We start from the raw sequence: 24,271 nt of genomic DNA on the forward strand, positions 1-24,271 counted from the left end.
CTCAGGAGAGAACGACGTTATGCGTACCTCGTCCACGTTCGTCAAGCCGATCGCCGCCGTCACCGGCAGCCTCGCCCTCGCCGCCACCCTCACCGCCTGCGGAGGTTCCTCCGCGGCCTCCGACGAGAAGGTCGTCACCGTCTACAGCGCGGACGGCCTGAAGGGGGAGAAGGGCGACGGCTGGTACGACAAGGTCTTCGCCGACTTCGAGAAGGAGACCGGCATCAAGGTCAAGTACGTCGAGGGCGGTTCGGGCGAGATGGTGCAGCGCGCCGTCCGCGAGAAGAACAACACCCAGGCCGACGTCATCGTGACCCTGCCGCCCTTCATCCAGCAGGCCGACTCCAAGGGGCTGCTCCAGGCGTACACCCCCAAGGGCTCGGAGCAGGTCGACGGCGCCGACAAGGCCGACGACGGCAAGTGGACTTCCGTCGTCAACAACTACTTCGGCTTCGTCTACAACAAGCAGCAGCTGAAGGAGGCCCCCCGGACCTGGGAGGAGCTCCTCGACGGGAAGTACAAGAACAAGCTGCAGTACTCGACCCCCGGTGTCGCGGGTGACGGCACGGCCGTCGTCATCAAGGCGATGAACGACTTCGGCGGCCAGGAGCCGGCGATGGAGTACCTGAAGAAGCTCCAGGCCAACAACGTCGGCCCGTCGTCGTCCACCTCCAAGCTCGCCCCCAAGGTCGACAAGGGCGAGATCCTCGTCGCCAACGGCGACGTCCAGATGAACTTCGCGCAGTCGAAGTCGATGCCGAACCTCGGCATCTGGTTCCCGGCCAAGGACGGCGCCAAGCCGACCACCTTCGCCCTGCCGTACGCCGCCGGCCTGGTCGACAGGGCCCCGCACACCGAGAACGGCAAGAAGCTGCTCGACTTCATGCTCGGCGAGCAGGCCCAGCGCGAGGTCAGCTCCATCGGCGGCGGCTTCCCGGCCCGCAAGGACATCAAGGCGACCGACGCCAACGCGATCGAGCTGGCCGAGCTGGTCGAGGGCGTCGAGATCTTCGAGCCCGACTGGGCCGACATCGACAAGAACCTGACCACGTACGTCGACGCCTGGAAGACGGCCACCGGAAGCTAACCGCGGGCTTCCAAGAGTTCACCGCACGGCCCTGGAATCCCTCCGCATGTAGCGGAAAGATAACGGGTACGGACCAACGCCCCCGGGAAATCGGGGGCGTTGGCGCGTCCTCGCCCCGTTTCTCCCTCTCCACGGAGGATCCAGATGCCGATCACCGGCATGTCCACGGACCAGTCCACCGGCGTCCCCCGCCGCACCGTGCTCGCCGCCGCCGGCGCCACCGCCGCCCTCGCCGCCGCGGGCACCGTCGTCGCCGCGCCGGCCGCCCGAGCGGCCACCACCGCCGCCCCCACGCTCCCCAACGGCACCAGCAAGGACAAGGTGCTCGTCGTCGGCATGGACGGACTGCGGTACGACCGGATCGACGCCGCCAGCGCGCCGACGATGAAGTCCCTGATGGCCAACGGCACGTACGGCCTGTCGCTGCTCTACGCCAACCCGATGGCCGCCACGTCCTCCGGCCCCGGCTGGTCGACCATCTCCACCGGCGTCTGGCCCGACAAGCACGGCGTCAGGGACAACACCTTCACCGGCAAGAACTACGCCAAGTACCCGGGGTTCCTCGCCCGGTTGAACCAGGTCCGCCCCGACCTCTCGCTCTTCGCCGCCGTCGACTGGCCCGAGCTCGACACGCACGGCACGGTCACCCCCGGCGCCGACGCGAAGCTGGTCTACAACAACGACTACGCCGTCAACGACAAGATCATCACCGACACCACCGAGGACATCCTCCGCAACCAGAACCCGGACGTCCTCTTCGTCTACTTCGGCGAGACCGACGAGATGGGCCACTCCTACGGCGCCGCCAGCCAGAAGTACCTCGACGCCATCGCCGTCCAGGACGGCTACCTCGGCCGCCTCCTTTCCGCGATCAAGGCCCGCCCCGCGTACGCCACCGAGCGCTGGACCGTCATCGTCACCACCGACCACGGCCACACCGACGGCGGCGGCCACGGCGGCTCCGCCATCGAGGAGCGCCGCACGTTCGTCCTCGCCCAGGGCCCCGGCATCGCGGCCGGCGCCCGCCCCATCGACACCCGGCTCGTGGACGTCGCCGCGACCGTCTTCCACCAGCTCGGCATCGTCCCCGACCCCTCCTGGGGCCTGGACGGCAAGCCGGTCCAGCAGCGCTCCACCGACCCCTTCGACGCCCTGCACTCCTCCCTCACCGGCCGCGTGGACGAGTCAGGCATCCCCGCCGGCGTCCTCGGCTTCACCCACACCGCGCCCGGCGGCTGGTCCGTGATCAACAACGCCATGGGCACCGGCGGCATGACCGAGTGGCGCGGGTGGGCCTTCGCGACGGACGAGTTCTGGTCCCGCACCCAGCGCGACCAGTCCCGCGAGCTGAACGTCCGCGCCCGGGGCGTCTTCGCCGTCGCCGACTCCGACGAGTGGTCCGACAAGTCCTTCTCCGGTACGTACGACTCGACGCTGGTCACCCCCGCGTACAGCGTCTCCGGCAAGACGCGGGCGACCCTCGACTTCACCACCTTCTACCGTCAGGAGGGCAGCCAGACCGCCCAGGTCCAGGCCGTCTTCAACGGCGGTACGCCGACGGTCGTCAAGAACTACACCGCCGACGTGATCTCCCAGCCCCAGTCCCTCACCGTGAACGTCCCCTCCGGGGCGTCCAGCGTGAGCTTCCGCTTCCGCTACACCGGCTCCAACAACTGGTACTGGGTGATCGACGGGGTCAGGGTCACGACCTCTTGATCCAGGCCCTGACCGCCCGCACCGGCCGGGCTCGCGCGGGCGGTCAGGGCCTAGGGTGGGGGCGTCGCCACAGCGCTGTCGCGGCGCCCCCAGCACACCGCACGATTTCTGTACGGCAGGAGTCCCCGCACATGGCAGAGCGCAAGCCGATCGAATCCTGGCTCACGGACATGGACGGAGTCCTCATCCATGAGGGCGTCCCGATCCCCGGTGCCGACGCGTTCATCACGAAGCTGCGGGACACCGGGAAGCCGTTCCTGGTCCTCACGAACAACTCGATCTACACCGCCCGCGACCTGCACGCACGCCTCGCCCGCATGGGCCTCCAGGTGCCGGTGGAGAACATCTGGACCTCGGCGCTCGCCACCGCGAAGTTCCTCGACGACCAGCGCCCCGGCGGCACCGCCTACGTCATCGGCGAGGCGGGCCTGACCACCGCGCTGCACGACATCGGCTACGTCCTCACCGACCACGACCCGGACTACGTGGTCCTCGGCGAGACCCGGACGTACTCCTTCGAGGCCATGACCAAGGCCGTCCGGCTCATCAACGCCGGCGCCCGCTTCATCTGCACCAACCCCGACGAGACCGGCCCCTCCCTGGAGGGCCCGCTGCCGGCCACCGGCTCCGTCGCGGCGCTGATCACCAAGGCCACCGGCAAGGACCCGTACTTCGCGGGCAAGCCCAACCCGCTGATGATGCGTACCGGACTGAACGCCATCGGCGCCCACTCCGAGACGAGCGCCATGATCGGCGACCGGATGGACACCGACATCCTGGCCGGCCTCGAAGCCGGCATGCAGACGTTCCTGGTCCTCACCGGTCTGACGACGCAGGCGGAGATCGACCGCTTCCCGTTCCGCCCCTCCAAGATCGTCAAGTCGATCGCCGACCTCGTGGACCGGGTGTAACGGCTCCGCGGGGGTCCGGCCGGACGCCCGACCGGACCCCCTGCGGATGCGGGAGCGGGCGAAACGGGTGACCCTGCCTGTATCAGGAGGTCACGATGCGTTCAGGTCCCATTGCTCTCCGTGCCGCAGGGGCGGCCGCCATCCTGGTGCTGGCGCCCACGGCCGGTACCGCCTTCGCCGGGGACGGCGTCAAGGCCACGGTCACCCCGGCCACGGCCAAGCCCGGCGCCGACGTCGAGGTCCGCGTCCAGGGCTGCAAGGGCACCACGGGAGCCGCCTCGTCCAAGGCGTTCGTCGCCGCCGCCGACCTCACCGGCGCCTACGGAGGCGGCCATGGGCTCTCCGGCGACACCACGATCAGGTCGGGACTGGCGAGTGGTACGTACAAGGTCAGCGTGACCTGCGACGGTCGCGAGCACCGTGACGTCGGCGTGGTCCACGTCGAGAAGCACAAGCCGCAGCCCACGCACAGGCCCACCCACGAGCCCACGTACGAGCCGACCCACGAGCCGACCCACGAGCCCTCGCACCACTCCACCCCGTACGCCCCGGTGCGGGCCGGGGGCGGCGGCGCGGCCCTCGCGGTCCCGGCCGCGCCCCCCGTGGCGCCGGGGGTCGCCCAGACCACCAGCGAGAACGGCCTCGGCACCCCGTACACCCTGGTCGGCCTGGGGCTCGCCGCGATCGCCTCGGTGGCCGTCGCCGTCCGCAGCGCGCGCCGGCGCGGGGCGGGCGACTGAGGTGTCCGCCGGGTCCACGGGATCCGCCGGCCCTGCCGGGTCCGGCGGCGGGCGGATGCTGACCGGGGCGACCTGGGCGGTCCTCCTTCTCGGGCTCTGGCTCTGGGGCCGAGAGGTCACCGACGGACCGGGCGGCACCTCCGCCCCCACGACGGGGGACATGGCCGCGGTCGGCCGGCCGGCCGGTGCCGCCCTTCCCCCGGCGCACAGGCCCATCGCGCCCGCCGAGCCGCGCCGCGTCGAGATCCCGTCGCTCGGGATCGCGGCACCGGTGGTCGGGCGCGGCCTGGACGGTACGGGAGCGGTGGACCCGCCGCCGTACGAGATGCCCGAATCCGTCGGCTGGTTCCGCACCGGTACGCGACCCGGAGCGGAGGGCGCGGCGCTCTTCGTCGGCCACGTCGACACCGAGACCAGGCCCGCCGTCTTCTACGGGCTGAGCGCCGCCCGCCCGGGTGCCACGGTCAGGGTGACCCGCACCGACGGCTCGGTCGCCGAGTTCACCGTGGACGACGTACGGGTCTTCCCCCGGGAGGGCTTCGACGCGCGGAAGGTGTACGGGCAGCGGGAGGACGGCCGGGCGGAGCTGCGCCTGATCACCTGCGGAGGGACCTTCGACCGCGAGTCCGGTACGTACACGGCGAACGTCGTGGTCTCGGCATACCTCACGGGAGCGAGCGGGGCGTGACCGCCGGCCGGTGAGCCGGTCGGCGAGGAGGGGCGGGAGGCGGCCCGGGCCCGGCCGGCGGGCATCTGATCGTCGGGTCCATCTGGCGGACCACGCGCCCGGCGGCCGGGCCGGTCCTCGACCGCGGGCGCACGGGCTGCGGGAGAAGCCCGGCGCCGCCGCGGGAGGTTCGGGTTCCGCAACTCTAGAACGGGCGTCCGCCGCGGGGGCGGACAACCTCCCGGACGCCCTGAGATCGGCCGGTTCCGTACGGTCCAACCCGGCATCCGCGGCGGGCGGTTGAGGGCGTGAGGGTACGGGGGAGTGCGGGGAGGAGCGGGGAAGCGCGCGCTGGAACGATAAAGGCCCCCTCACCGATGGTGAGGGGGCCTTGACTCTGCGTGCGCCGCCAGGGACTCGAACCCCGGACCCGCTGATTAAGAGTCAGCTGCTCTAACCAACTGAGCTAGCGGCGCCTGCTGACCTGCGTAACTCTACCCGACGTCCGAGGGTGCTCCCGACCATTACCGGTTCTTCCGGCCTGTCGGATGGTCGTATCGGGCCTTCGATCCGTCAAAATGCGATATGTCAGGACAGTTGAGACACTGGCGCCCGTGCACCACGCCAGAAGATCTTGACGAGTGTGGAGGGGATTCGCATGAGCGTGCCGGTCTTCGAGGAGTACGAGCCCGCGGCCGACTGCGGCTGCGCGGGCTGCGCCCGGCAGCGGCGCGATCTCGCCCTTGGCCTGCCCGTCCGGGCGGGCGGTCATCCGGCGGCGCACGGAGCGCGCCGCGCGCTGGTCATGGTGACCGCGGCGGGAGTGGTCCTCGGCGGCGGGGGAGCGAGCGCGCTCGCCCGCCAGTCGGGCTCCACGGCGCGCGTCACTCCGGCGGACGCGACGGCGGGGGCGGCGGAGGCGGCGGGTGGCGTCGCCGCGCCCGGGCCCGACACGCCGCAGGGCAGCGCGGGACCCCTGCACGGAGCGGCCGGTCCGGGGCCGCTGCAGCCGTCGCCGGCCGCGACCCCGACGACCAGTCAGATCTCCACCCCGTCCCTGCGGAAGACCACCCGCACCGAGATCATCAACCGCGCCAAGCGGTGGGTGAACGCCAAGGTCCCGTACTCGATGGAGCGGTACTGGTCCGACGGCTACCGCCAGGACTGCTCGGGCTACGTCTCGATGGTGTGGAACCTGCGCGCCAACGAGTGGACCGGCAGCCTGGACCGCTTCGGGGACCGGATCGACCGGGCGGACCTCCAGGCCGGCGACATCCTGCTCTTCCACAACCCGGCCAATCCGACGAAGGGCTCGCACGTCACGGTCTTCGGCGGCTGGACGGACTACACGCACACGTCGTACATCGCGTACGAGCAGACCAAGCCGCGCGCCAGGCGGCAGGCGACGCCGCTGGCGTACTGGGAGAACTCGGCCCGCTACGTGGCCTACCGCTACAAGGGCGTGGTCGGCGGCGGCAGCGGCGGGAGTGCCGTCGGGGGCGGTGGTGCCGCCGGCCCGGCCGTCACGTCGGCGGCGTACCCGGGCTCGGAGATGTTCGGCCCCGGCGCGAACAACGCGCACGTCACCAGGCTCGGACGGCTGCTCGTCGAGCGCGGCGGCAAGCAGTACTACCGCCAGGGCCCGGGCCCGCGCTGGAGCGAGGCGGACCGCCAGGCGACGGCGGCGTTCCAGCGGGCGCAGGGCTGGAAGGGCAAGGAGGCGGACGGGATGCCCGGGCCGCACACCTGGCGTCTGCTGGTGACGGCCAAGGGGCGGAGCATCGGCGGTTCGAGTGGTTCGGGGGGCCCGAGCGCGAATGTGGCGGGGTTCCCCGGGCGTGGCTACTTCCGTCCGGGCCAATCCAACGCATATGTGGAGAAGCTGGGCAAACAGCTGGTGAAGCGGGGCTACGGCAAGCACTACCTGTCGGGTCCCGGTCCGCGCTGGAGCGAGGCGGACCGTCGCAATGTCGAGGCGTTCCAGCGGGCACAGGGATGGCGCGGCGGCGCGGCCGACGGCTACCCGGGCCCGGAGACCTGGCGGCGCTTGTTCCGATGACCCCGAGAGCATGAGGTGGACCCCATGACCGCATCGACGCCACACCCCGACTCGGGCGCGGCGGCCAGCCGTGACGCGGCCCGCACGGCCCGCCGTCTGACGGCGGAACCGCGCGGCCCGAGACCGTCGGTTCGCCCGCCGGAGCCGACGGGCGAGGCCGGAGCGGCATCGGAGACGCCCACCCCGTCCCCGCCGCAGCCTTCGGCCACCTCGTCCCCGGGTGCCGCGGGTCCGGCGGCGCAGGGAGCGGGGCCCGTGGGCGGTTCGGCCCCGGGCTCCGGACCGTCGGCCCCGGAGGGCCCGGCCGCACCGGACCGGGCGGCCCCGGCCGCCGGAGGACCGGCGACCCCGGGCGCGGCGCCGTCGGGCGGCTCGACGCCGGGCGCCGAAGCGTCGGCCCCGCTGGGCCAGGTCGCGTCGAGCGGTTCGGACCCGGCCGCCGCCGGACCGGCGGCGCAGGGCCCGGTGGTTCCGGGCCACGCGGCCCCGGGCACGGCGCTGTGGGGCGGCTCGAGGCCGGACGGCTCGACACCGGGTGCCGGTGGGGCGGTGCCACAGGGCCCGTGCTTCCCCGACGCCGTGGATCCCGCCGGTCCGGCCAGCGCGCCAGGCGATCACGCCGCGAAGGCTTCTGAGGGGGCGTCGGCGGGACCGGTCGCCATCGGTGGCCCGGCGGACGGGGCCAACGGCTCCGCGCCCGGAGCGGCCGTGGTCACCGAGCCGCGCACGTCGGCGACGCCGGGCACGGTGCCCGGCGCGGCCGATGCGGCCGACGCCGCGGCGACCGCTCTCCCGACGGCCGACGCGGGCGCCCCGACCGCTGCCGACGCCGTGGCCGATACGCGCACACCGGGCAGTTCGCCGGCCGCCGACGCCCCGGCCTCAGCCGCCGGCCCCACGGCACCTGGCAGCGATGCCGGGGCCCGCACGCCGACCGGCGGGACCGGCCTGACCGCCGCCCGCCCTACGCCCGATCTGCCCGGCGCCCCGGGCGCTTCGGCGACGGGCCCGCGCACACCGGGCGTCCCGGGGACCGTGGTTTCTGCCGGTGCCGGTGCTTCGGCCGCCCGCCCTACGCCCGATCTGCCCGGCGCCCCGGGCGCTTCGGCGACGGGCCCGCGCACACCGGGCGTCCCGGGGACCGTGGCTTCTGCCGACCCGGGCGCTCGCGGTGCCAAGGCCTCAGCCGCCGACCCCGTGGCGCCGGCCGGCGATGCCCGGTCCCGAACGCCGGTCGGTGCGACCGGTTTGACCGCTATCCGTCCGGCGGCCGATGCGCCCAGCGCTCCGCCCGCCTCCGCCGCCGGCCCGCGTACACCGGGCACCCCCGGGTCCGAGGCTTCTGCCCGCCCGGGCGCGCTCGGCGCCCCGGCCTCGGCCGCCCGCCCTGCGGCGCCGGGCGCGACCGGTCCGCGTACGCCCGGCGGTTCGTCGGCCGACCGCGGCGCGGCCGGTGCGCCCACCGCCGCGACCGCGCCCAGTGCGCAGGGCGCCCCCGGGCCCGATGCGAACCGTCCCCGTCCTGTGGCCGCCGGTGGCGCGGCTTCTGTCGCTCGCCCCGCGGCCGATGCGCCCGCAGCGGCGACGCGCCCGGGTACGCCGGGTACCCCTGGGCCCGACGTTTCCGCCGACCCGGGGGGTGCCGTACGCCCCGCCGCGACCGGACCCCGTACGCCGGTCGGGGCGACCGGCCTGACCGCCGCACGCCCCGCCGCGAACGGCACCCGTGTGCCCGGCGCCCCTGCCGCCCCCGCCGCCAAGGACCCGGACGCGCCAGCGCCCCGCACGGGCGACGCGCGGGTCGATCCTCGGCGGATCGTCCGTGGTGACGTCGGGGTCGTCGCCGTGCCCGTCGTCGCCGAGCCGCACGTGGCCGTGCGGCCCGGGGGGCGGCGGAAGAACGTGATCGGTGCCGAGACCACCGGCTCCATCCCCGTACACCTGCTCTTCCGGAAGGAGCCCGACGCCGACGACGACGGCGGGCCCGCCACCGTCGCCATGGCCGCCCCCGTCCCCGCGCACATCCCCAAGGCCGTCATCCCCGCCCCCACCCGTCCCGAGCCGTCCCGCCCCGCCCCCAGCGCCGACCCCAAGCTCGTCGAGCGGGACGGGGCCGTGCTGCCCGGGTGGACCGGGGTCGTCGCCGGGGCGCTCGCGCTCACCGGGTGCGCCGCCGCCCTGTGGTGGGTCGGGGCCGTGCCCGAGCAGCTCTCGCGCATGCTCCGGCTGCCCCCGCGTCCGTACCACGGCATCCACCTCGGCCAGTGGGCCCTCCTCGCCCTCGGGGTCCTGCTGACCCTCTTCTCCTTCGGCGGGCTCGGCCGCGGCCGCGTCGGCTACGCCTGGGTCCTCACCCTCTTCGGCGACTACCGCGGCACCGTCCGCCGTACCGGCCTCGTCTGGGTCAGCCCGCTCCTCCTGCGCCGCCGCGTGGACATCCGTCTCCGCCACTGGCGCAGCGAGCCGCTGTCCGCGGTCGACGCCAAGGGCACCGCGCTCCGGGTCGTCGTCCTCGTCGTCTGGCGCATCCGCGACACCGTCCGCGCCGCGCTCGGCGTCGACGGTCACGAGGACTACCTGCGCGAGCAGGTCGAGGCGGCGATGGCCCGGGTCCTGTCCCAGCTTCCGGCCGACGCCTTCCACGAGGACGCCCCGACCCTGCGCGACGCGGAGGCGGTCGGGGAGGCGCTGACCCGGATGCTCTCCGCGGAGTGCGCGCCGGTGGGGATCGACGTGTTCTCGGCGCAGCCGACCCGTATCGAGTACGCCCCCGAGATCGCGGCGGCGATGCAGCGCCGCCGGATCGCCGCGATCGACGCCAAGCACCGTGACAGCGTGCTGACCTCCGTCGTGGACGCCGTGGACGACGTGGTCCACCGGCTGACCACGCGTGGTCTCGTCGAGCTGGACGACTACGAGCGCAAGGCGCTGGTCAAGGACCTGACGGTGGCGTTCTACACCGGCCGGACCGGGCCTGTGGAGGGCGCGTGACGGGGTGCGTGGCCGGTATGGACATGTTCAACTTCCATCAATACCTTGGTACTTGGTCTAGACCGGAATAGGCACTACCGCACAAGCGCGCCAGCGCAGGCGCACCAGCATCAGAACTACCCGCACCACCCGCACGACCCGCACCACCCGCACGCGTGCAGCACGGCTCGGAACTCCCCCACGTTCACCAGGAGCGACAGCATGCGCAAAAAGATAGGCGTGGCGGCGGTGGCGCTCGGCGTCGCCGGCGCCTCCCTCTTCGCCACCGGCAGCGCCGGCAGCCACGGGTACACCGACTCCCCGATCAGTCGCCAGAAGCTCTGCGCCAACGGCACCGTGACCAACTGCGGCGACATCCAGTGGGAGCCGCAGTCGGTCGAGGGCCTCAAGGGCTTCCCGTCCGCCGGACCCGCCGACGGCACGATCTGCGCCGGCGGGAACTCGCGGTTCTCCCAGCTCGACGACCCCCGGGGCGGCGCCTGGCCCGCCACGCGGCTCACCGCGGGCCAGAGCCACACCTTCCGCTGGCAGTTCACCGCCCGCCACAGCACCACCGACTTCAAGTACTACATCACCAAGAACGGCTGGAACAGCAGCCAGAAGCTCACCAGGGCGGCGCTCGATCCCCAGCCGTTCCTGACCGTCCCCTACAACAACGCACAGCCCCCGGCCACGCTCTCGCACTCCGGGACCGTCCCGGCGGGCAAGTCCGGGCGGCATCTCATCCTCGCGGTCTGGACGATCGCGGACACCGGGAACGCGTTCTACGCGTGCTCGGATGTTCAGTTCTGACGAACTGTCAGTTACCGTCCGGTGCATGACCGAACCCACCGTGGCGGAGCTCGTGCGTCGGCAATGGGGCGACCACAGGGTCGGGCTGAGGACGGAGGACACGGTCCTCACCCACCACCAGGTCGCCGCCGGAGCCGCCGCACGGGCGGCGCTCCTCGTCGATCTGCTGCACCGGGGTGCCGAGCCGCACCTCGGGGTACTGCTCGACAACACGCCGGAATTCCCGCTCTGGCTGAGCGCGGCGGCCCTCGCCGGGGCCGCCGTCGCCGGCATCAACCCCACCCGGCGCGGCGCCGAACTGGCTCGCGACATCGTCCACACCGACTGCCGCGTCCTGGTCACCCAGCGCGCCCACCTTCCCCTCCTCGACGGCCTTCCCCTGCCGGGCGTACGCGTCCTGGTGACCGACACGGACGCCTACCGGGAGCTGCTGACCCCCTTCGAGGGCGCCAAGCCCGGAGAGGCCACCGCCCGCCCCGTGCGCCCCGACAGCCGGATGCTGCTCTACTTCACCTCCGGCTCGACGGGAGCTCCCAAGGCGGCGATCTGCAGCCAGGGCCGGCTCGCCGCCGCAGGCCGTTCGCTCGTCGACCACTTCGGCGTACGGCCCGAGGACGTCCACTACGTCTGCATGCCCATGTTCCACGGCAACGCGGTCATCGCGGACTGGGCCCCGGCGCTCGCCGCCGGGGCGGGCGTGGCGCTGCGGGACCGGTTCTCGGCCTCGCGTTTCCTGCCGGACGTACGAGAGTTCGGCGCGACCTACTTCACGTACGTCGGCCGTGCGGTCCAGTACCTGCTGGCCACCCCGCCGCGTCCGGACGACCGTGAGCACCGGCTGCGGCTCGGCTTCGGTACGGAGGCGGGGGCCGTGGACGCGGCCCGCTTCCAGGCACGGTTCGGGGCGCGGCTCGTCGAGGGCTACGGCTCCTCGGAGGGCGGCGCGGCGATCCAGCGGACCCCGGACACCCCGACCGGAGCCATCGGTCGGGCGGCGCCGGGGGACGACCTGGCGGTGGTGGACCCGGCGACCGGCGAGGAGTGCGCGCCCGCCGTCCTGTCGCCCGACGGCCGGCTCCTCAACGCCTCGGCGGCGATCGGCGAACTCGTCAACCGCGGCCGGAACCCCTTCGAGGGCTACTGGCGCAACCCCGAGGCGGACGCCGCCCGGAGGCGCGGCGGCTGGTACTGGACCGGCGACCTCTTCTACCGGACCGCCGACGGCTTCCTCTGGTTCGCGGGGCGGGACGACGACCGGCTGCGCGTCGACAGCGAGAACCTCGCGGCCGCGGTGATCGAGCAGATCCTGTCCCGCTGGGAGCGCGCGGCCGGTGTCGCCGTGTACGCGATACCCGACCCGGTCGCGGGCGACCAGGTGATGACGGCGATCGCCCTGCGCGAGGATCCGGCCGGGGGCGCCGACTTCGATCCGGTCGCGTTCGAGGCCTTCCTCGCCGCCCAGCCGGACCTGGGTACCAAGATGCCCCCGCGGTTCGTACGCGTCGTCCCGAGGCTCCCGCTGACCGCCACGAACAAGATCCACCGCGTGGCCCTGCGCCGGGACTCCTTCCTCTGCGGGGACCCGGTCTGGTGGCGCCCCGCGCCGGGGAGCCCGTACGAACCCCTGACGCCGGACGCCCTCGCCGGTCTGCGGTCCGTCTACGCCGCCCACGACCGCTCGCCCCGAGGGCCGGGCGCCGGCGAACAGCCTCCGGCGCCGCAGAGGTAGGACCGGCCCGCGCCGCCCACGACCGCCCGCCCCGCCGGGCCACGCCCTCTCGCGCGGCGGGCCAGGGCCGGGCCCACCCGCGCGGCACGGGGGTAGGGCCAGGCCTACCCCCGTACACCCCCCAGACCCATGGCCCCGCCCGGCGACCGGCCCCTACGGTGAACCCCATGTCGCCCCCCACCCCCTGGCAGGCCCCCACCCCCTGGCAGGCCCTCACCCGGGCCCGGTATCCGCGGACCGTCTGGCCCTGGCGGTCCGCGGGCTATCTGGCGACCGGGGTGCTCACCGGTGCGCTCGCGCTGCTCGTCCTGCTGCTGCTCGTCCTCTTCTCCTTCGTGCTCGTCGGGCTTCCGCTGCTCCTCCTCGCCGGCGTCGCCCTCGGCGGCATCGAGCGCCGCCGGCTCCGGCTCGTCGACCTCGACCCCGCCGCCGACCCGCACCGCGTCCCGGACGCGCCCGGCCTGGCCGCCTGGCTCCGCGTCCGCGTCCGGGAACAGGCCACCTGGCGGGAGCTCGCGTACGCCGTCCTGCACGCCACCGTCCTGTGGCCGCTCGACCTGATCGTCCTCGCCGTCGCCCTCGGGCTGCCCGCCGCCCTGATCGGCGCCCCCCTCCAGCTGGCCGTCGACGGCGAGGAGGCCAAGGTCGTCAAGGCGTACCTGGTCACCTCCTATCCGCAGGCGTTCGCCGCCGCCCTCCTCGGATGCGTCCTCCTCGTCGCCCTGCTCTACCCGCTGGGCGCGCTCGCCGGCGCGCGCGCTGCCCTCGGCCGGGCACTGCTCGCACCCCGTGACGCCGAGCTGCGCGAGCGGATCGGCGAGGTCACCGCCTCCCGCGCCCGGCTCGTCGACGCCTTCGAGGCCGAACGGCGACGGATCGAGCGCGATCTCCACGACGGCGCCCAACAGCGCCTGGTCGCCCTCACGATGACCCTGGGCCTGGCCCGCCTCGACGCCCCGCCCGGCCCGCTCGCCGACCTGCTCGCCGAGGCCCACGCGGAGGCCGGCCGGGTCCTGACCGAGCTGCGCGAACTCATCCACGGCATCCATCCGCAGGTGCTCGCCGACTACGGCCTCGGCGCGGCCCTCAGCGACGCCGCCGACCGCTCCGCCGTACCCGTCGACACCGACGTCGACCTGCCCCGGCTGCCCACCGCCGTGGAGAGCGCCGGCTACTTCGCCGTCTGCGAGGCCCTCGCCAACATCGGCAAGCACAGCGGTGCCACCCAGGCCCGCGTCACCGCCCGGTACGGGGACGGGCGGCTGCGGGTCGGCGTCGAGGACGACGGGCGTGGCGGCGCCGACCCGGCCCGCGGCTCCGGGCTCACCGGACTGGCCGACCGGCTCGCCGTCCTCGATGGCACACTGACGATCATGAGCCCGCCGGGCGGGCCGACCGTTCTCGGAGTGGAGATCCCGTGCCGACCGCCGTCCGAGCCCTCCGTGTCGTCCTCGCCGAGGACAGCGTCCTCCTCCGCGAGGGCCTGATCGGGCTGCTGGCACGTTTCGGCCACGAGGTCGTGGCCGCCGTCGGCGACGCGGACGCGCTGCGCGCGGCGGTCGCGAAGCACGATCCGGACATCGTCGTCACCGACGTGCGGATGCCGCCCGGCTTCCAGGACGAGGGGCTGCGCGCCGCCGTGGCGCTGCGCGCCGAGCGTCCGCGGCTGCCCGTCCTCGTCCTCAGCCAGTACGTGCAGCGCACCTACGCCGCCGATCTCCTGGACGCGGGCGACGGCACCGGCGTCGGGTACCTCCTCAAGGACCGGGTCGGCCAGGTCGAGGAGTTCCTGGACGCGCTCGGCCGGGTCGCCGACGGCGGCACGGTCGTGGACCCCGAGGTGGTCCGGCAGCTGCTGCGCCGCCGCCGCGATCCGCTGGAGGCGCTGACCCCGCGCGAGCGGGAGGTCCTCGGTCTGGTCGCCGAGGGGCACTCGAACGGGGAGATCGCGCGCCGGCTCGTCGTCACCGAGGCGGCCGTCGGCAAGCACATCGGCAACATCCTGGGCAAGCTGGACCTGCCGCCCGCGGAGGAGACCCACCGCAGGGTGCTGGCCGTCCTGACGTACCTGAGGGCGTGACGACGCACCGGGGGGCGTGACCGGCGGGGGACACGAAGAAGCCCCTCGCTTCCGCGAGGGGCTTCTTCCGTCTGTGCGCCGCCAGGGACTCGAACCCCGGACCCGCTGATTAAGAGTCAGCTGCTCTAACCAACTGAGCTAGCGGCGCCTGCTGACAGAGAAAATACTACCTGGTCCTCGGAGGTGGTTCCGACCACCACCCGGCGAGGACCAGGTCACATCCGGGGACGAGTCGTTCCGTACCGCCTCAGATCGCCAGCGACAGGACCACAGGAGCCGCCCTGCGGTTCAGCGTGTCGGCCGCCGAGCGCAGCCGGTGGGCGTGCTCGATCGGCAGCGAGAGGGCCAGGCAACCCACGGCCGCCCCGGCCGTCAGCGGCACCGCCGCGCAGACCGTGCCCACCGCGTACTCCTGGAGGTCGAGCACCGGGACGGTCGGCGGCTGGCTGTCCAGCTTGGAGAAGAGCACCTTCTCGTTGGTGATCGTCCGGGAGGTCAGCCGGGCGATCTTGTGGCGCGAGAGGTGGTCCCGGCGGCCGTTCTGGTCGAGCTGGGTCAGCAGGCACTTGCCGACCGCGCTGGCGTGCGCGGCCGAGCGGAAGTCCACCCATTCGTTGACCGCGGGCGTGCGAGGGCCGTCGGCGAACTGGGTGATCTTCACCTCGCCGTCGATGTACCGGCTGATGTACACCGCGGCGCCCACGGAGTCGCGCAGCTCGGTCAGCGTCTCCTGGAGCTTGCCCTCCAGCGCCTCGCGCCGGGTCAGTCCGGAGCCCAGCAGGACCAGGGAGTCGCCGATCACATAGGCGCCGTCGGCGACCTGCTCGACGTACCCCTCGCGGCGGAGCATCAGCAGCAGGGACGACAGGTGGGCGACGGGCAGACCGGTCTCACGAGCGATCTGGACGTCCGTCACCCCGCCACCGTGCCGTGAGACCGTCTCAAGGACGCGCAGGGCGTATTGCACCGAGTGGAACGGCGCGGTGGGCTCGGGCTTCAGCGCCACGGTTTCCCCCTACCAGGTTGTGACCGCAAGCTTCCGTACCACGATAGCCGTCAAGCTCCCTTTTCGGAGCGGCTGTTGGCGAGATTGATGCGGCGCCCCAGCCTCATACGCTGGGGCGCACCACCCTGGCATATGCCATGGTCACAGCACCTTAAGAGAGTCTGAGGTCAGAGCACCGCGCCGAGAAACTCGCGAGTACGCGCGTGCTCCGGATCCGAGAAGATTTTTTCCGGAGAACCGGACTCGATCACCCGTCCCGCGTCGAACATCAGGACCTCGTCCGAGATGTCACGGGCGAAGTTCATCTCGTGCGTCACACAGATCATGGTGATGTCCGTCGTCGCCGCGATCTCCCGGAGCAGGTCCAGGACGCCCGCGACGAGCTCGGGGTCGAGCGCGGAGGTCACCTCGTCCAGCAGGAGCACCTTCGGCTCCATGGCGAGCGCCCGCGCGATCGCGACCCGCTGCTGCTGTCCGCCGGACAACTGTGCGGGCCTGGCCTCGCACTTGTCGGCGAGGCCGACCATGTCGAGCAGCTCGCGGCCGCGTGCCTCGGCCTCCTCCCGGCTCTTGCCCAGGCTCCGTACCGGCGCCTCGGTGATGTTGCGCAGCACGGACATGTGGGGGAAGAGGTTGAAGTGCTGGAAGACCATTCCGATCTTCCGCCGCACCTCCCGGCGGTGCTTCTCGTCGGCCGGGTACAGCTTCCCGCCGTTGACCCGGATGGTGCCCGCGTCGGGCTTCTCCAGGGTCATCAGCAGCCGCAGGATCGTCGTCTTGCCGGAACCGGAGGGTCCGATCAGGGTGACGTGCTTGCCCGGACTGACCGAGAAGCTGAGGTCGTCGAGGACCGTCTGGTCCCCGAAGCGCTTGGTGACGTTCTCGAATCGAATGAGCTGGTCAGTGGGCAAGGCGGCGCTCCAGGGTACGGAGAAGAAGAGACGCGGGATACGCGATCAGGACAAAGGCCACACCGACCACCGTGAGCGGCTCGGTGTACTGGAAGGTCGCGGCGGATTCCAGCCGCGACTGCTGCAGGAGTTCGAGCACCCCGATTCCGGCCAGGATCGGGGTGTCCTTCAGCATGGCGATGACGTAGTTGCCGAGCGCGGGAGTGATCCGGCGCAGCGCCTGCGGCAGGATCACCGTCAGCCAGGTCCGGTGGCGCGGCAGGCTGAGCGCCTTCGCCGCCTCCCACTGCCCGACGGGTACGGCGTCGATGCCGGCCCGGTAGACCTGCGCGGTGTACGTCGAGTAGTGCAGCCCGATCGCGAGCGTGCCGGTGGCCAGGGCGGAGAGCTGCACGCCCCACTCCGGCAGCACGAAGAAGAGGAAGAAGAGCTGGACGAGCAGGGGCGTCGTACGGATGAACTCGGTCACGGCGTGCACCGGCCAGCGCACCCACCTGCTCGGGGCCCGGAAGCCGAGCGCCCAGACCAGGCCGAGCGTGAACGAGATCAGCGAGCCGAGCGCCAGCACCTGCAGGGTGAGGAGCACCCCGTCCCAGAACCGCGGAAGGAAGTCCGCCACCGCGGACCAGTCCCAGTTCACTTGGCCACCACCCCCAGGTTCGCCTTGGTGCGCCGTTCCAGCGCCTTCATCGAGCGGGTGATCACCAGCGCGATCACGAAGTACACGACCAGCGTCACGGTGTAGATCCCGCCACTCTCCTGCGTCGCGAGCCGGACCAGATAGGCGGCGAACGACACGTCCCCGACTCCGAGCAGCGAGACCAGGGCGGTGCCCTTGAGCAGCTCGATCAGGAGGTTGCAGAAGGACGGGATCATCTCGGGCACGGCCTGCGGGAGCAGGACGAGCCGCAGCCGCTGCCAGGGCGTCAGGCTGAGCGCGACCCCCGCCTCGCGCTGCGCCTCCGGTACGGCGTTCAGGCCGCCCCGCACGATCTCGGCGCCGTACGCCCCGTAGGAGAGGCCGAGCGCGAGGATCGCCGCCCACATCGGCACGAGCTGCCAGCCGGCCAGCGGCGGCAGCACGAAGAACAGCCAGAACATGAGGATCAGCGCGGAGGTGCCGCGGAAGACCTCGGTGTACAGCGCGGCCAGGAAGCGGACGACGGGGGAGCGGTGGGTACGGGCGGTCCCGACGGTGAACGCGACCAGCGCGGCGAGCGCGGCGGAGGCGACCAGGAGCTGAAGGGTGATCCAGATGCCGGGCAGGACCCAGTTCTGCCAGAGTCCCGCGGTCATCGGCACAGCTCCTCGGCGGTCAGGGTGGTCATCTCGGCCTCGGTGAAGCCGAAGCGCCGCATGATCCGGAAGAGTTCGCCGCTCTTCTTCATGCGGTGCAGCTCGGTGTTGAAGGCGTCCCGCAGGGCCGTGTCGGTGGGGCGGAAGGCGAAGCCTCCCCCGTCGACCGTCCGCTTCCCGTCGACGACGGCGGCGAAGGGCTCGGTGGCCTCGGCCCTGGCGGACTTGCCCACCACCAGGCGGGTCGTCAGCGCGGTGGCGGCGAAGACGTCGACACGGCCGGACTCGACCGCGTTCAGGCCGGCGACCTGGTCCTGGAGGATGACGATGTCCTTCTCCGGGTACCCGGCGCTCACGGCATGGGCGATCTGGGCGTAGCCGCCGCCGGTCGCGAAGCGCGCCTTGGAGCGCACCACGTCGTCGTAGGAGCGGAGGTTCTTCGGGTTGCCCTTGCGGACGACGAAGCCGTCCAGCATCTGGTATTCGGGGTCGGCGAAGAGCACCTGCGCGCAGCGCTCCTTGTTGATGTACATACCGGCCGCGACGGCGTCGAACTGCTGGGAGCCGAGTCCGGGTATGAGCGAGCCGAAGTCGGTGGCGACGGGCTGGACGTCCCGTATGCCCAGCCGTCCGAAGATCACCCGGGCGAGTTCGGGGGCCTCGCCGGTGAAGGCGCCCTGCTCGTCCACGTACCCGTACGGCACCTCGCCGGCGATGCCGAGGCGGACGGTGCCCTGGGATCTGAGCCGGCCGAGCGTGTCACCGGAGGCGACACGGGCACAGCCGGCGGCCGCGGTCGTCGCGGCGGCGGCTGCCCCCCACAGCACCGTGCGTCGCCGTATCTGGTTCTTTGTTCGAGGCATGGGCGCGCGGCTACCCGAAGCTGAACCGGTCATTCCTTCGGAATAACCGGAGACTGCCTCCTGTTCTCTTCTCCTGTACACACGTCTATGGGCAGAAGGGTCGTCAACGGTGAGCGACGCGATTCGGGGCACGGCACACGGGGACTCGCCCGTACCGCTGTCCGTACTGGACCTGGTGACCGTCGGCAGCGGGCGCACCGCGAGCCAGGCGCTGGCCACCAGTGTCGAGATCAGCAAGCTCGCCGAGCGGCGCGGCTACCACCGCCACTGGGTGGCCGAGCACCACTCCATGCCCGGCGTCGCCTCCTCCTCGCCCGCCGTGATCCTGGCCCACCTCGCCGCCCACACCCGCCGCATCCGGCTCGGCTCGGGCGGTGTCATGCTCCCCAACCACGCCCCACTGGTGATCGCCGAGCAGTTCGGCACGCTGGAGGCCTTCGCTCCCGGCCGCGTCGACCTCGGTCTCGGCCGCGCCCCCGGCACGGACGGCGCCACGGCCGCGGCACTGCGCCGGACGCAGACCCTGAACGAGGGCGCGGAAGACTTCCCGCAGCAACTGGCCGAGCTGACCCGGTTCCTGGACGACGACTTCCCGGACGGGCACCCGTACGCCCGGATCCACGCCGTGCCCGGACCCGTGCAGGGGTCTTCCGGGCGCCCGCCGATCTGGCTCCTCGGCTCCTCCGGCTTCAGCGCGCGCCTCGCCGGGATGCTCGGCCTGCCCTTCGCCTTCGCCCACCACTTCTCCGCGCAGAACACGGTTCCGGCGCTCGACCTCTACCGGGACTCCTTCCGTCCCTCCGAGGTCCTCGACGCCCCCTACGCGCTCATCGGCGTCGGCGCGCTCGCCGCCGACGACGCGAACGAGGCCCGCCGGCAGGTCTTGACGGGCGCCCTGTCGATGCTGCGGCTGCGCACGGGCCGGCCCGGTCTCATCCCGACGCCGGAGGAGGCGGAGGCGTACCCGTTCAGTCCGACGGAGCGGGAGTTCGTGGAGAGCTGGCTCGTGAACATCGTCCACGGCACGGCGGACGAGGTCCGGACAGGCCTGGACGATCTGCGCAAGCGGACCGGGGCCGACGAGCTGATGATCACGGCCAACGCGCACGGCGGCGATGCCCGGCTGCGGAGTTACGAGTTGATCGCGGACGCCTACGGCATGCCGGAACTCGGCTGAGAAAGTAGGGGGTTGGTTCAGTCCGGAACGTGAGGCTCCGGGACCCCTAAGTGAACCTTAAACCGCTCGTCACCCATGGTGGCGGGCGGTTCGCTTTTGTGCTGCACCGCTCTGACGAGGGGTTTCACCTGCTAATTGGTCTAGTCCTCAATCTGGTTCAGACCATTGACGTGCTGTTTGCGCAGGGGTTATCACTTCACCAACTCCCGTCTCGCGTCACCCCCTCGGAGGCCGAACGTGCACCCCCGTAAGCCATTGATCGCCGCGCTCCTGAGCACGGCCCTCGCCGCAGGCGCGCTCGCCGCGACCGTCGGCATCGGCTCCGCCCAGGCGGCCGACACCGTGACCACCGCCGCTGCCGCCGCCGACGGAAACGTGCGCATCGCGTACTACGACCAGTGGAGCGTGTACGGGAACGCCTTCTATCCCAAGCACCTCGACACCCGGGGCATCGCGAGCAAGCTGGACGTCATCAACTACTCGTTCGGCAACATCCACCCCACCAACCTCACCTGTTTCATGGCCAACAAGGCCGCGGGTGACGACAACAACCCCAACGCGGGTGACGGCGCGGGCGACTCCTACGCCGACTACCAGAAGTCCTTCGGCGCGGCGGACAGCGTGGACGGCGTGGCCGACACCTGGAACCAACCGATCGTGGGCGTCTTCAACCAGTTCAAGGAGCTGAAGGCGAAGTACCCCCACCTGAAGATCAACATCTCGCTCGGCGGCTGGACCTACTCCAAGTACTTCCACGACGCCGCGAAGACGGACGCCAGCCGCAAGAAGCTGGTCTCCTCCTGTATCGACCAGTACCTCAAGGGCAACCTCCCGGTCGAGGGCGGCTTCGGCGGCGCCGGCACCGCCGCGGGCATCTTCGACGGCATCGACATCGACTGGGAGTACCCCGGCTCCGAGGGCGGCCACCTCGGCAACCACTACGGCCCCGAGGACAAGCAGAACTTCACCCTCCTTCTCGCCGAGTTCCGCAAGCAGCTCGACGAGTACGGCGCGGCCAACGGCGGCAAGAAGTACATGCTGACCGCGGCCCTCCCGGCCGGCCAGGACAAGATCAAGCACATCGAGACGGACAAGATCGGCGCGTACCTCGACTACGCGAACATCATGACGTACGACATGCACGGCGCCTGGGACGGCGACGGGCCGACGTACCACCAGTCCCCGCTCTACTCCGGCTCGAACGACCCGACCGACCCCATCGCGCCGGGCACCGAGAAGTACTCGATCGACAACGCGATCGACTCCTGGATCGACGGCAAGCCGGCCTACGGCATCGCCGGCGGCTTCCCGGCCGGCAAACTGACGCTGGGCTACGAGTTCTACTACCGCGGCTGGAAGGGCGTCCCCGCGGGCAGCGCCAACGGCCTCGCCCAGTCCGCCACCGGCGGCTCCGCCGCCCGTCCGCTCAGCCAGCAGGCCGGCATCGCCCACTACAAGGAGCTCGGCGGCGTCGTCGACAACGCGGCCACCACCTTCTGGGACGACCAGGCCAAGTCCTCGTACTTCTACAAGGACGGCGAGTTCTTCACCGGCCTCAACCAGAAGTCCATCCAGGCCCGGGTGGACTACGGCAAGCAGCGCGGCCTGGCCGGCGCGATGATGTACTCGCTCCTCGGCCTGGACAACAACATCACGCTGCTGAACCAGATCAGCGACGCTCTCGGCGGTACCACCGTCCCGCCGACCACGCCGCCCACCACCCCGCCCACGACGCCTCCGACCACCCCGCCCACGACCCCGCCGACCACCCCGCCCACGGGCTGCGGCTCGGTCCCGGCGTACGTGGCCGGCACGGTCTACACCGGCGGCACGGTCGTCTCCCACAACGGCCGCAAGTGGCTCGCACAGTGGTGGACCCAGAACGAGACGCCGGGCACGACCGGCGAGTGGGGCGTCTGGAAGGACCAGGGCGCCTGCTAGCCCACCACCCCCCGCCGCTCAGCGGGGCGCCGTGCCCGGCGGCACCCCGCTGAGCCCCACATGACCACTGCCCCCGCCCGGATGTCCCTCCGGCCGGGGGCAGTTCCATGCCCCTACGCATCCGCCGCATCCCTCACACGGCAAGCGGCGCGCCTTCCTCACACGGCAAGCGGCGCCGCCCCGATCAACTCCGCGATACGGTCCGCGGCCACCGCGCGGGAGTACAGCCAGCCCTGCCCGGTGTCGCAGCCGATGCGCCGCAGCCGGGTCGCCTGACCCGAGGTCTCCACGCACTCGGCGGTGACCGTCAGGCCCAGCCGGTGCGCCAACTGCACCAGCGCCTCCACGATCAGCTCGTCCGCCGGGTTGGCGTGCGCCTCGTCCTGGAAGCCGCGCACGAACGATCCGTCGAGCTTCAGCACCGACACCGGGAGCCGGCTCAGATACGCCAGGTTCGAGTACCCGGTGCCGAAGTCGTCGATGGCGATCCGTACACCCATGTCGCTCAGCGCCTGCAGCGCCTGGAGCGGGCGGCCCGCCGAGCCCATCACCGCGGACTCGGTCAGCTCCAGCTGGAGCAGATGAGGCGCGAGACCGGTCTCCGTCAGGATCCCCGCCACGTCCGCCACCAGGTCGGAGTCCCAGACCTGCCGTACGGCCACGTTGACGCTCACGAACAGCGGCCGCTCGCGCGGATGGTCCTTCTGCCACTGCCGGGCCTGCGTGCACGCCGTGCGCAGCACCCACCGCCCCAGCTCGACGATCGAGCCGTCCTCCTCGGCGATCCCGACGAACCGATTCGGCGCGAGTGTGCCGAACTGCGGATGGTTCCAGCGCACCAGCGCCTCCACCCCGTGCACCGCGCCGTCGGCGAGTCCGACGAGCGGCTGGTACTCCAGCGCGAACTCCCCGCGCTCCACCGCCGGCCGGAGAGTGGAGGAGAGTGCCTGACGGGTCATCCGGTGTGCGTTGCGCTCCGGGTCGAAGAGGGTCCAGCGCGCCTTGCCGTCGGCCTTCGCCCAGTACAGCGTGGTGTCGGCGGCCTGCATCAGCCCCGTCGCGGTCGTCCCGCGGGCGCCGCGCTCCACCACCCCGATCGAGGCCGAGACGGAGAGCCGCTGCCCGGCCAGGTCGAAGGGCCGCTGGAGCGCGCAGAGGACGGACTGCGCCAGATCCGCGAGCTGTTCCGTGCCGGCGGAGTCCTCGACGAGGATGGCGAACTCGTCGCCGCCGAGCCGCGCGACCAGATGTCCGCCGCTCCTCGTGTACCCGTCGTTGTCCGCACACTCCGTCAGCCGGGCGGCCACGGCGGCGAGAAGCCGGTCGCCGACCCGGTGCCCGAGCGTGTCGTTGACGGCCTTGAAGCCGTCGAGATCGAGGTAGCAGAGACCGATCCGCCCTGTTCCGCCATCCCCGTACGACTGGTGTGACCGATGTGACTCGTAGGACTCGTACGACGGGTGGGACGGGTGGGCGCGGAGCTCCGAGGACTCCTCGTCCAGGCAGGCCGCCGCCTCCAGAGCCGCCGAGAGCCGCTCGAAGAACAGTGTGCGGTTGGGGAGTCGGGTGACCGGGTCGTGCATCTGGAGGTGGCGCAGCCGCGCCTGCAGTTCGCGCCGGTCGCTGATGTCGGCGACGGAGAGCAGGACCCGCGGGCTGTCGGGCACGGGGGTGACGGTGACCTCGGCCCAGAGGGAGCGCCCGTCGGGGTGCTTGAGCCGGCGCGTGCAGCGGAAGCGGGAACGGCGGCCGCGCAGCACCTCGCGGTACGCGTGCCAGGTGCGGCCGTCCGAGGCGAGGTCGACGAGGTCGGCGGCGGCCTGCTCGCGCAGCGCGCCGGCCTCTGTGCCGAAGAGGGTGCCGAGGGCGTCGTTCGCGGAGACGACCAGCCCGTCCTCGTCGACGACGGCCATCGCGAGCTGCGCGGCGCGGAAGGCGGCGCGGTGGTCGCTGAGCTCTGCCAGTGCCGTGTCGTCCGCGTCGGGCGGGAGCTTGTCGTGACGCTCCGTGATCGGAGGCGCGGGCTCCCGTGCGGGCGAGAGCTGGGTGTGCACCGGTCCTTCGGGGGTTCCGCTCACCGCTCGCTCCCGTAATGCAGTCGGGCCGTAAGAGACGTGGTCGGGGTGGGTCGGCCAAGGAAAGTGTGCCGATCATAGAGGCTGGCCCCGGGGCCGTTCCAGCTTCATGGGCGCCCTCCGGCCCCGCGCAGGCCCCGAGCCTCCCCCCGAGACCTTCCGGCCGATCGTTTCTGCGCGGGTCTGACGCGGGACGTAGGGGGCCTGACCGATTGTGACGTTCCGTGAGC

The 24,271-nt window shown here is 72.2% G+C and carries 20 protein-coding genes and 2 tRNA genes; 13 read left to right on the forward strand and 9 right to left on the reverse strand.

The features are described 5' to 3' along the window. Positions 1–19 precede the first annotated feature (19 nt). The 5 genes from ACF1G2_RS06335 to ACF1G2_RS06355 all read left to right on the forward strand — a co-directional run bounded on the left by ACF1G2_RS06335 (position 20) and on the right by ACF1G2_RS06355 (position 5,142). Positions 20–1,087, forward strand: coding sequence for a 2-aminoethylphosphonate ABC transporter substrate-binding protein (locus tag ACF1G2_RS06335; RefSeq protein WP_391797158.1), 1,068 nt, complete (start codon positions 20–22; stop codon positions 1,085–1,087). Between the two features lie 144 nt (positions 1,088–1,231). Next, on the forward strand, positions 1,232–2,803 hold the full coding sequence (locus ACF1G2_RS06340; RefSeq protein ID WP_391797159.1) for an alkaline phosphatase family protein: 1,572 nt from the start codon (positions 1,232–1,234) through the stop codon (positions 2,801–2,803). Positions 2,804–2,934: 131 nt separating this feature from the next. Next, a complete protein-coding gene (locus ACF1G2_RS06345; RefSeq protein WP_352187495.1) occupies positions 2,935–3,714 on the forward strand; it encodes an HAD-IIA family hydrolase in 780 nt (259 codons plus the stop codon). A gap of 95 nt (positions 3,715–3,809) precedes the next feature. Next, positions 3,810–4,454 (forward strand): hypothetical protein, encoded by a 645-nt coding sequence (locus ACF1G2_RS06350; RefSeq protein ID WP_391797160.1) that lies wholly within the window; start codon positions 3,810–3,812, stop codon positions 4,452–4,454. A 55-nt stretch (positions 4,455–4,509) separates the two neighbouring features. Beyond that, complete coding sequence (locus ACF1G2_RS06355) at positions 4,510–5,142, forward strand: class F sortase (protein WP_391797161.1); 633 nt, start codon at positions 4,510–4,512, stop codon at positions 5,140–5,142. A gap of 381 nt (positions 5,143–5,523) precedes the next feature. Here ACF1G2_RS06355 and ACF1G2_RS06360 read toward each other — a convergent pair. Beyond that, positions 5,524–5,597: transfer RNA gene (locus ACF1G2_RS06360), tRNA-Lys, on the reverse strand. Positions 5,598–5,779: 182 nt separating this feature from the next. Between ACF1G2_RS06360 and ACF1G2_RS06365 the strand changes: the two genes are divergently transcribed. Further along, entirely contained in the window at positions 5,780–7,180 is a 1,401-nt protein-coding gene (locus ACF1G2_RS06365; protein ID WP_391797162.1) for a peptidoglycan-binding protein, read from the forward strand. Positions 7,181–7,794: 614 nt separating this feature from the next. On the opposite strand, the gene ACF1G2_RS06370 is transcribed toward ACF1G2_RS06365, so the two are convergent. Next, entirely contained in the window at positions 7,795–8,079 is a 285-nt protein-coding gene (locus ACF1G2_RS06370; protein WP_391797163.1) for a hypothetical protein, read from the reverse strand. An 829-nt stretch (positions 8,080–8,908) separates the two neighbouring features. Here ACF1G2_RS06370 and ACF1G2_RS06375 point away from each other — a divergent pair. From ACF1G2_RS06375 to ACF1G2_RS06395, 5 genes are all read left to right on the forward strand, one after another. Next, a complete protein-coding gene (locus ACF1G2_RS06375) occupies positions 8,909–10,171 on the forward strand; it encodes an SPFH domain-containing protein (RefSeq protein WP_391797164.1) in 1,263 nt (420 codons plus the stop codon). A gap of 201 nt (positions 10,172–10,372) precedes the next feature. After that, positions 10,373–10,963, forward strand: coding sequence for a lytic polysaccharide monooxygenase (locus ACF1G2_RS06380; protein WP_391797165.1), 591 nt, complete (start codon positions 10,373–10,375; stop codon positions 10,961–10,963). A gap of 25 nt (positions 10,964–10,988) precedes the next feature. Continuing rightward, positions 10,989–12,692 carry an AMP-binding protein gene (locus tag ACF1G2_RS06385; RefSeq protein WP_391797166.1) on the forward strand — a complete coding sequence of 568 codons (1,704 nt, stop codon included), beginning with the start codon at positions 10,989–10,991 and terminating at the stop codon, positions 12,690–12,692. Between the two features lie 167 nt (positions 12,693–12,859). Further along, positions 12,860–14,179, forward strand: coding sequence for a sensor histidine kinase (locus ACF1G2_RS06390; protein ID WP_391797167.1), 1,320 nt, complete (start codon positions 12,860–12,862; stop codon positions 14,177–14,179). Next, positions 14,110–14,772, forward strand: a complete 663-nt coding sequence (locus ACF1G2_RS06395) for a response regulator (protein ID WP_391797168.1) — start codon at positions 14,110–14,112, stop codon at positions 14,770–14,772. The genes ACF1G2_RS06390 and ACF1G2_RS06395 overlap by 70 nt, the downstream gene beginning before the upstream one ends. Before the next feature lie 74 nt (positions 14,773–14,846). On the opposite strand, the gene ACF1G2_RS06400 is transcribed toward ACF1G2_RS06395, so the two are convergent. The 6 genes from ACF1G2_RS06400 to ehuB form a co-directional block, all read right to left on the reverse strand. Beyond that, a tRNA-Lys gene (locus tag ACF1G2_RS06400) sits at positions 14,847–14,920 on the reverse strand. A 99-nt stretch (positions 14,921–15,019) separates the two neighbouring features. After that, on the reverse strand, positions 15,020–15,778 hold the full coding sequence (locus tag ACF1G2_RS06405) for an IclR family transcriptional regulator C-terminal domain-containing protein (protein WP_352187504.1): 759 nt from the start codon (positions 15,776–15,778) through the stop codon (positions 15,020–15,022). A 167-nt stretch (positions 15,779–15,945) separates the two neighbouring features. Continuing rightward, positions 15,946–16,689, reverse strand: a complete 744-nt coding sequence (gene ehuA / locus ACF1G2_RS06410) for an ectoine/hydroxyectoine ABC transporter ATP-binding protein EhuA (protein ID WP_391797169.1) — start codon at positions 16,687–16,689, stop codon at positions 15,946–15,948. Further along, positions 16,679–17,329 (reverse strand): ectoine/hydroxyectoine ABC transporter permease subunit EhuD, encoded by a 651-nt coding sequence (gene ehuD / locus ACF1G2_RS06415; protein WP_391797170.1) that lies wholly within the window; start codon positions 17,327–17,329, stop codon positions 16,679–16,681. Before ehuD ends, ehuA begins: the two co-directional genes overlap by 11 nt. Next, a complete protein-coding gene (ehuC, locus tag ACF1G2_RS06420; protein WP_391797171.1) occupies positions 17,326–17,985 on the reverse strand; it encodes an ectoine/hydroxyectoine ABC transporter permease subunit EhuC in 660 nt (219 codons plus the stop codon). Before ehuC ends, ehuD begins: the two co-directional genes overlap by 4 nt. Then, a complete protein-coding gene (gene ehuB / locus ACF1G2_RS06425) occupies positions 17,982–18,848 on the reverse strand; it encodes an ectoine/hydroxyectoine ABC transporter substrate-binding protein EhuB (RefSeq protein ID WP_391797172.1) in 867 nt (288 codons plus the stop codon). The genes ehuC and ehuB overlap by 4 nt, the downstream gene beginning before the upstream one ends. 109 nt (positions 18,849–18,957) lie before the next feature. Between ehuB and ACF1G2_RS06430 the strand changes: the two genes are divergently transcribed. Then, on the forward strand, positions 18,958–20,025 hold the full coding sequence (locus ACF1G2_RS06430; protein WP_391797173.1) for an LLM class flavin-dependent oxidoreductase: 1,068 nt from the start codon (positions 18,958–18,960) through the stop codon (positions 20,023–20,025). A 237-nt stretch (positions 20,026–20,262) separates the two neighbouring features. Then, positions 20,263–21,966, forward strand: a complete 1,704-nt coding sequence (locus tag ACF1G2_RS06435) for a glycosyl hydrolase family 18 protein (protein WP_391797174.1) — start codon at positions 20,263–20,265, stop codon at positions 21,964–21,966. A 158-nt stretch (positions 21,967–22,124) separates the two neighbouring features. Here the strand turns inward: ACF1G2_RS06435 and ACF1G2_RS06440 are convergent, their stop codons facing one another. Then, a complete protein-coding gene (locus tag ACF1G2_RS06440; RefSeq protein ID WP_391797175.1) occupies positions 22,125–24,044 on the reverse strand; it encodes a putative bifunctional diguanylate cyclase/phosphodiesterase in 1,920 nt (639 codons plus the stop codon). Positions 24,045–24,271: the final 227 nt, after the last annotated feature.

Origin of the sequence: Streptomyces sp. NPDC013457, assembly GCF_043089925.1 — a bacterium.
Lineage (GTDB): Bacteria > Actinomycetota > Actinomycetes > Streptomycetales > Streptomycetaceae > Streptomyces.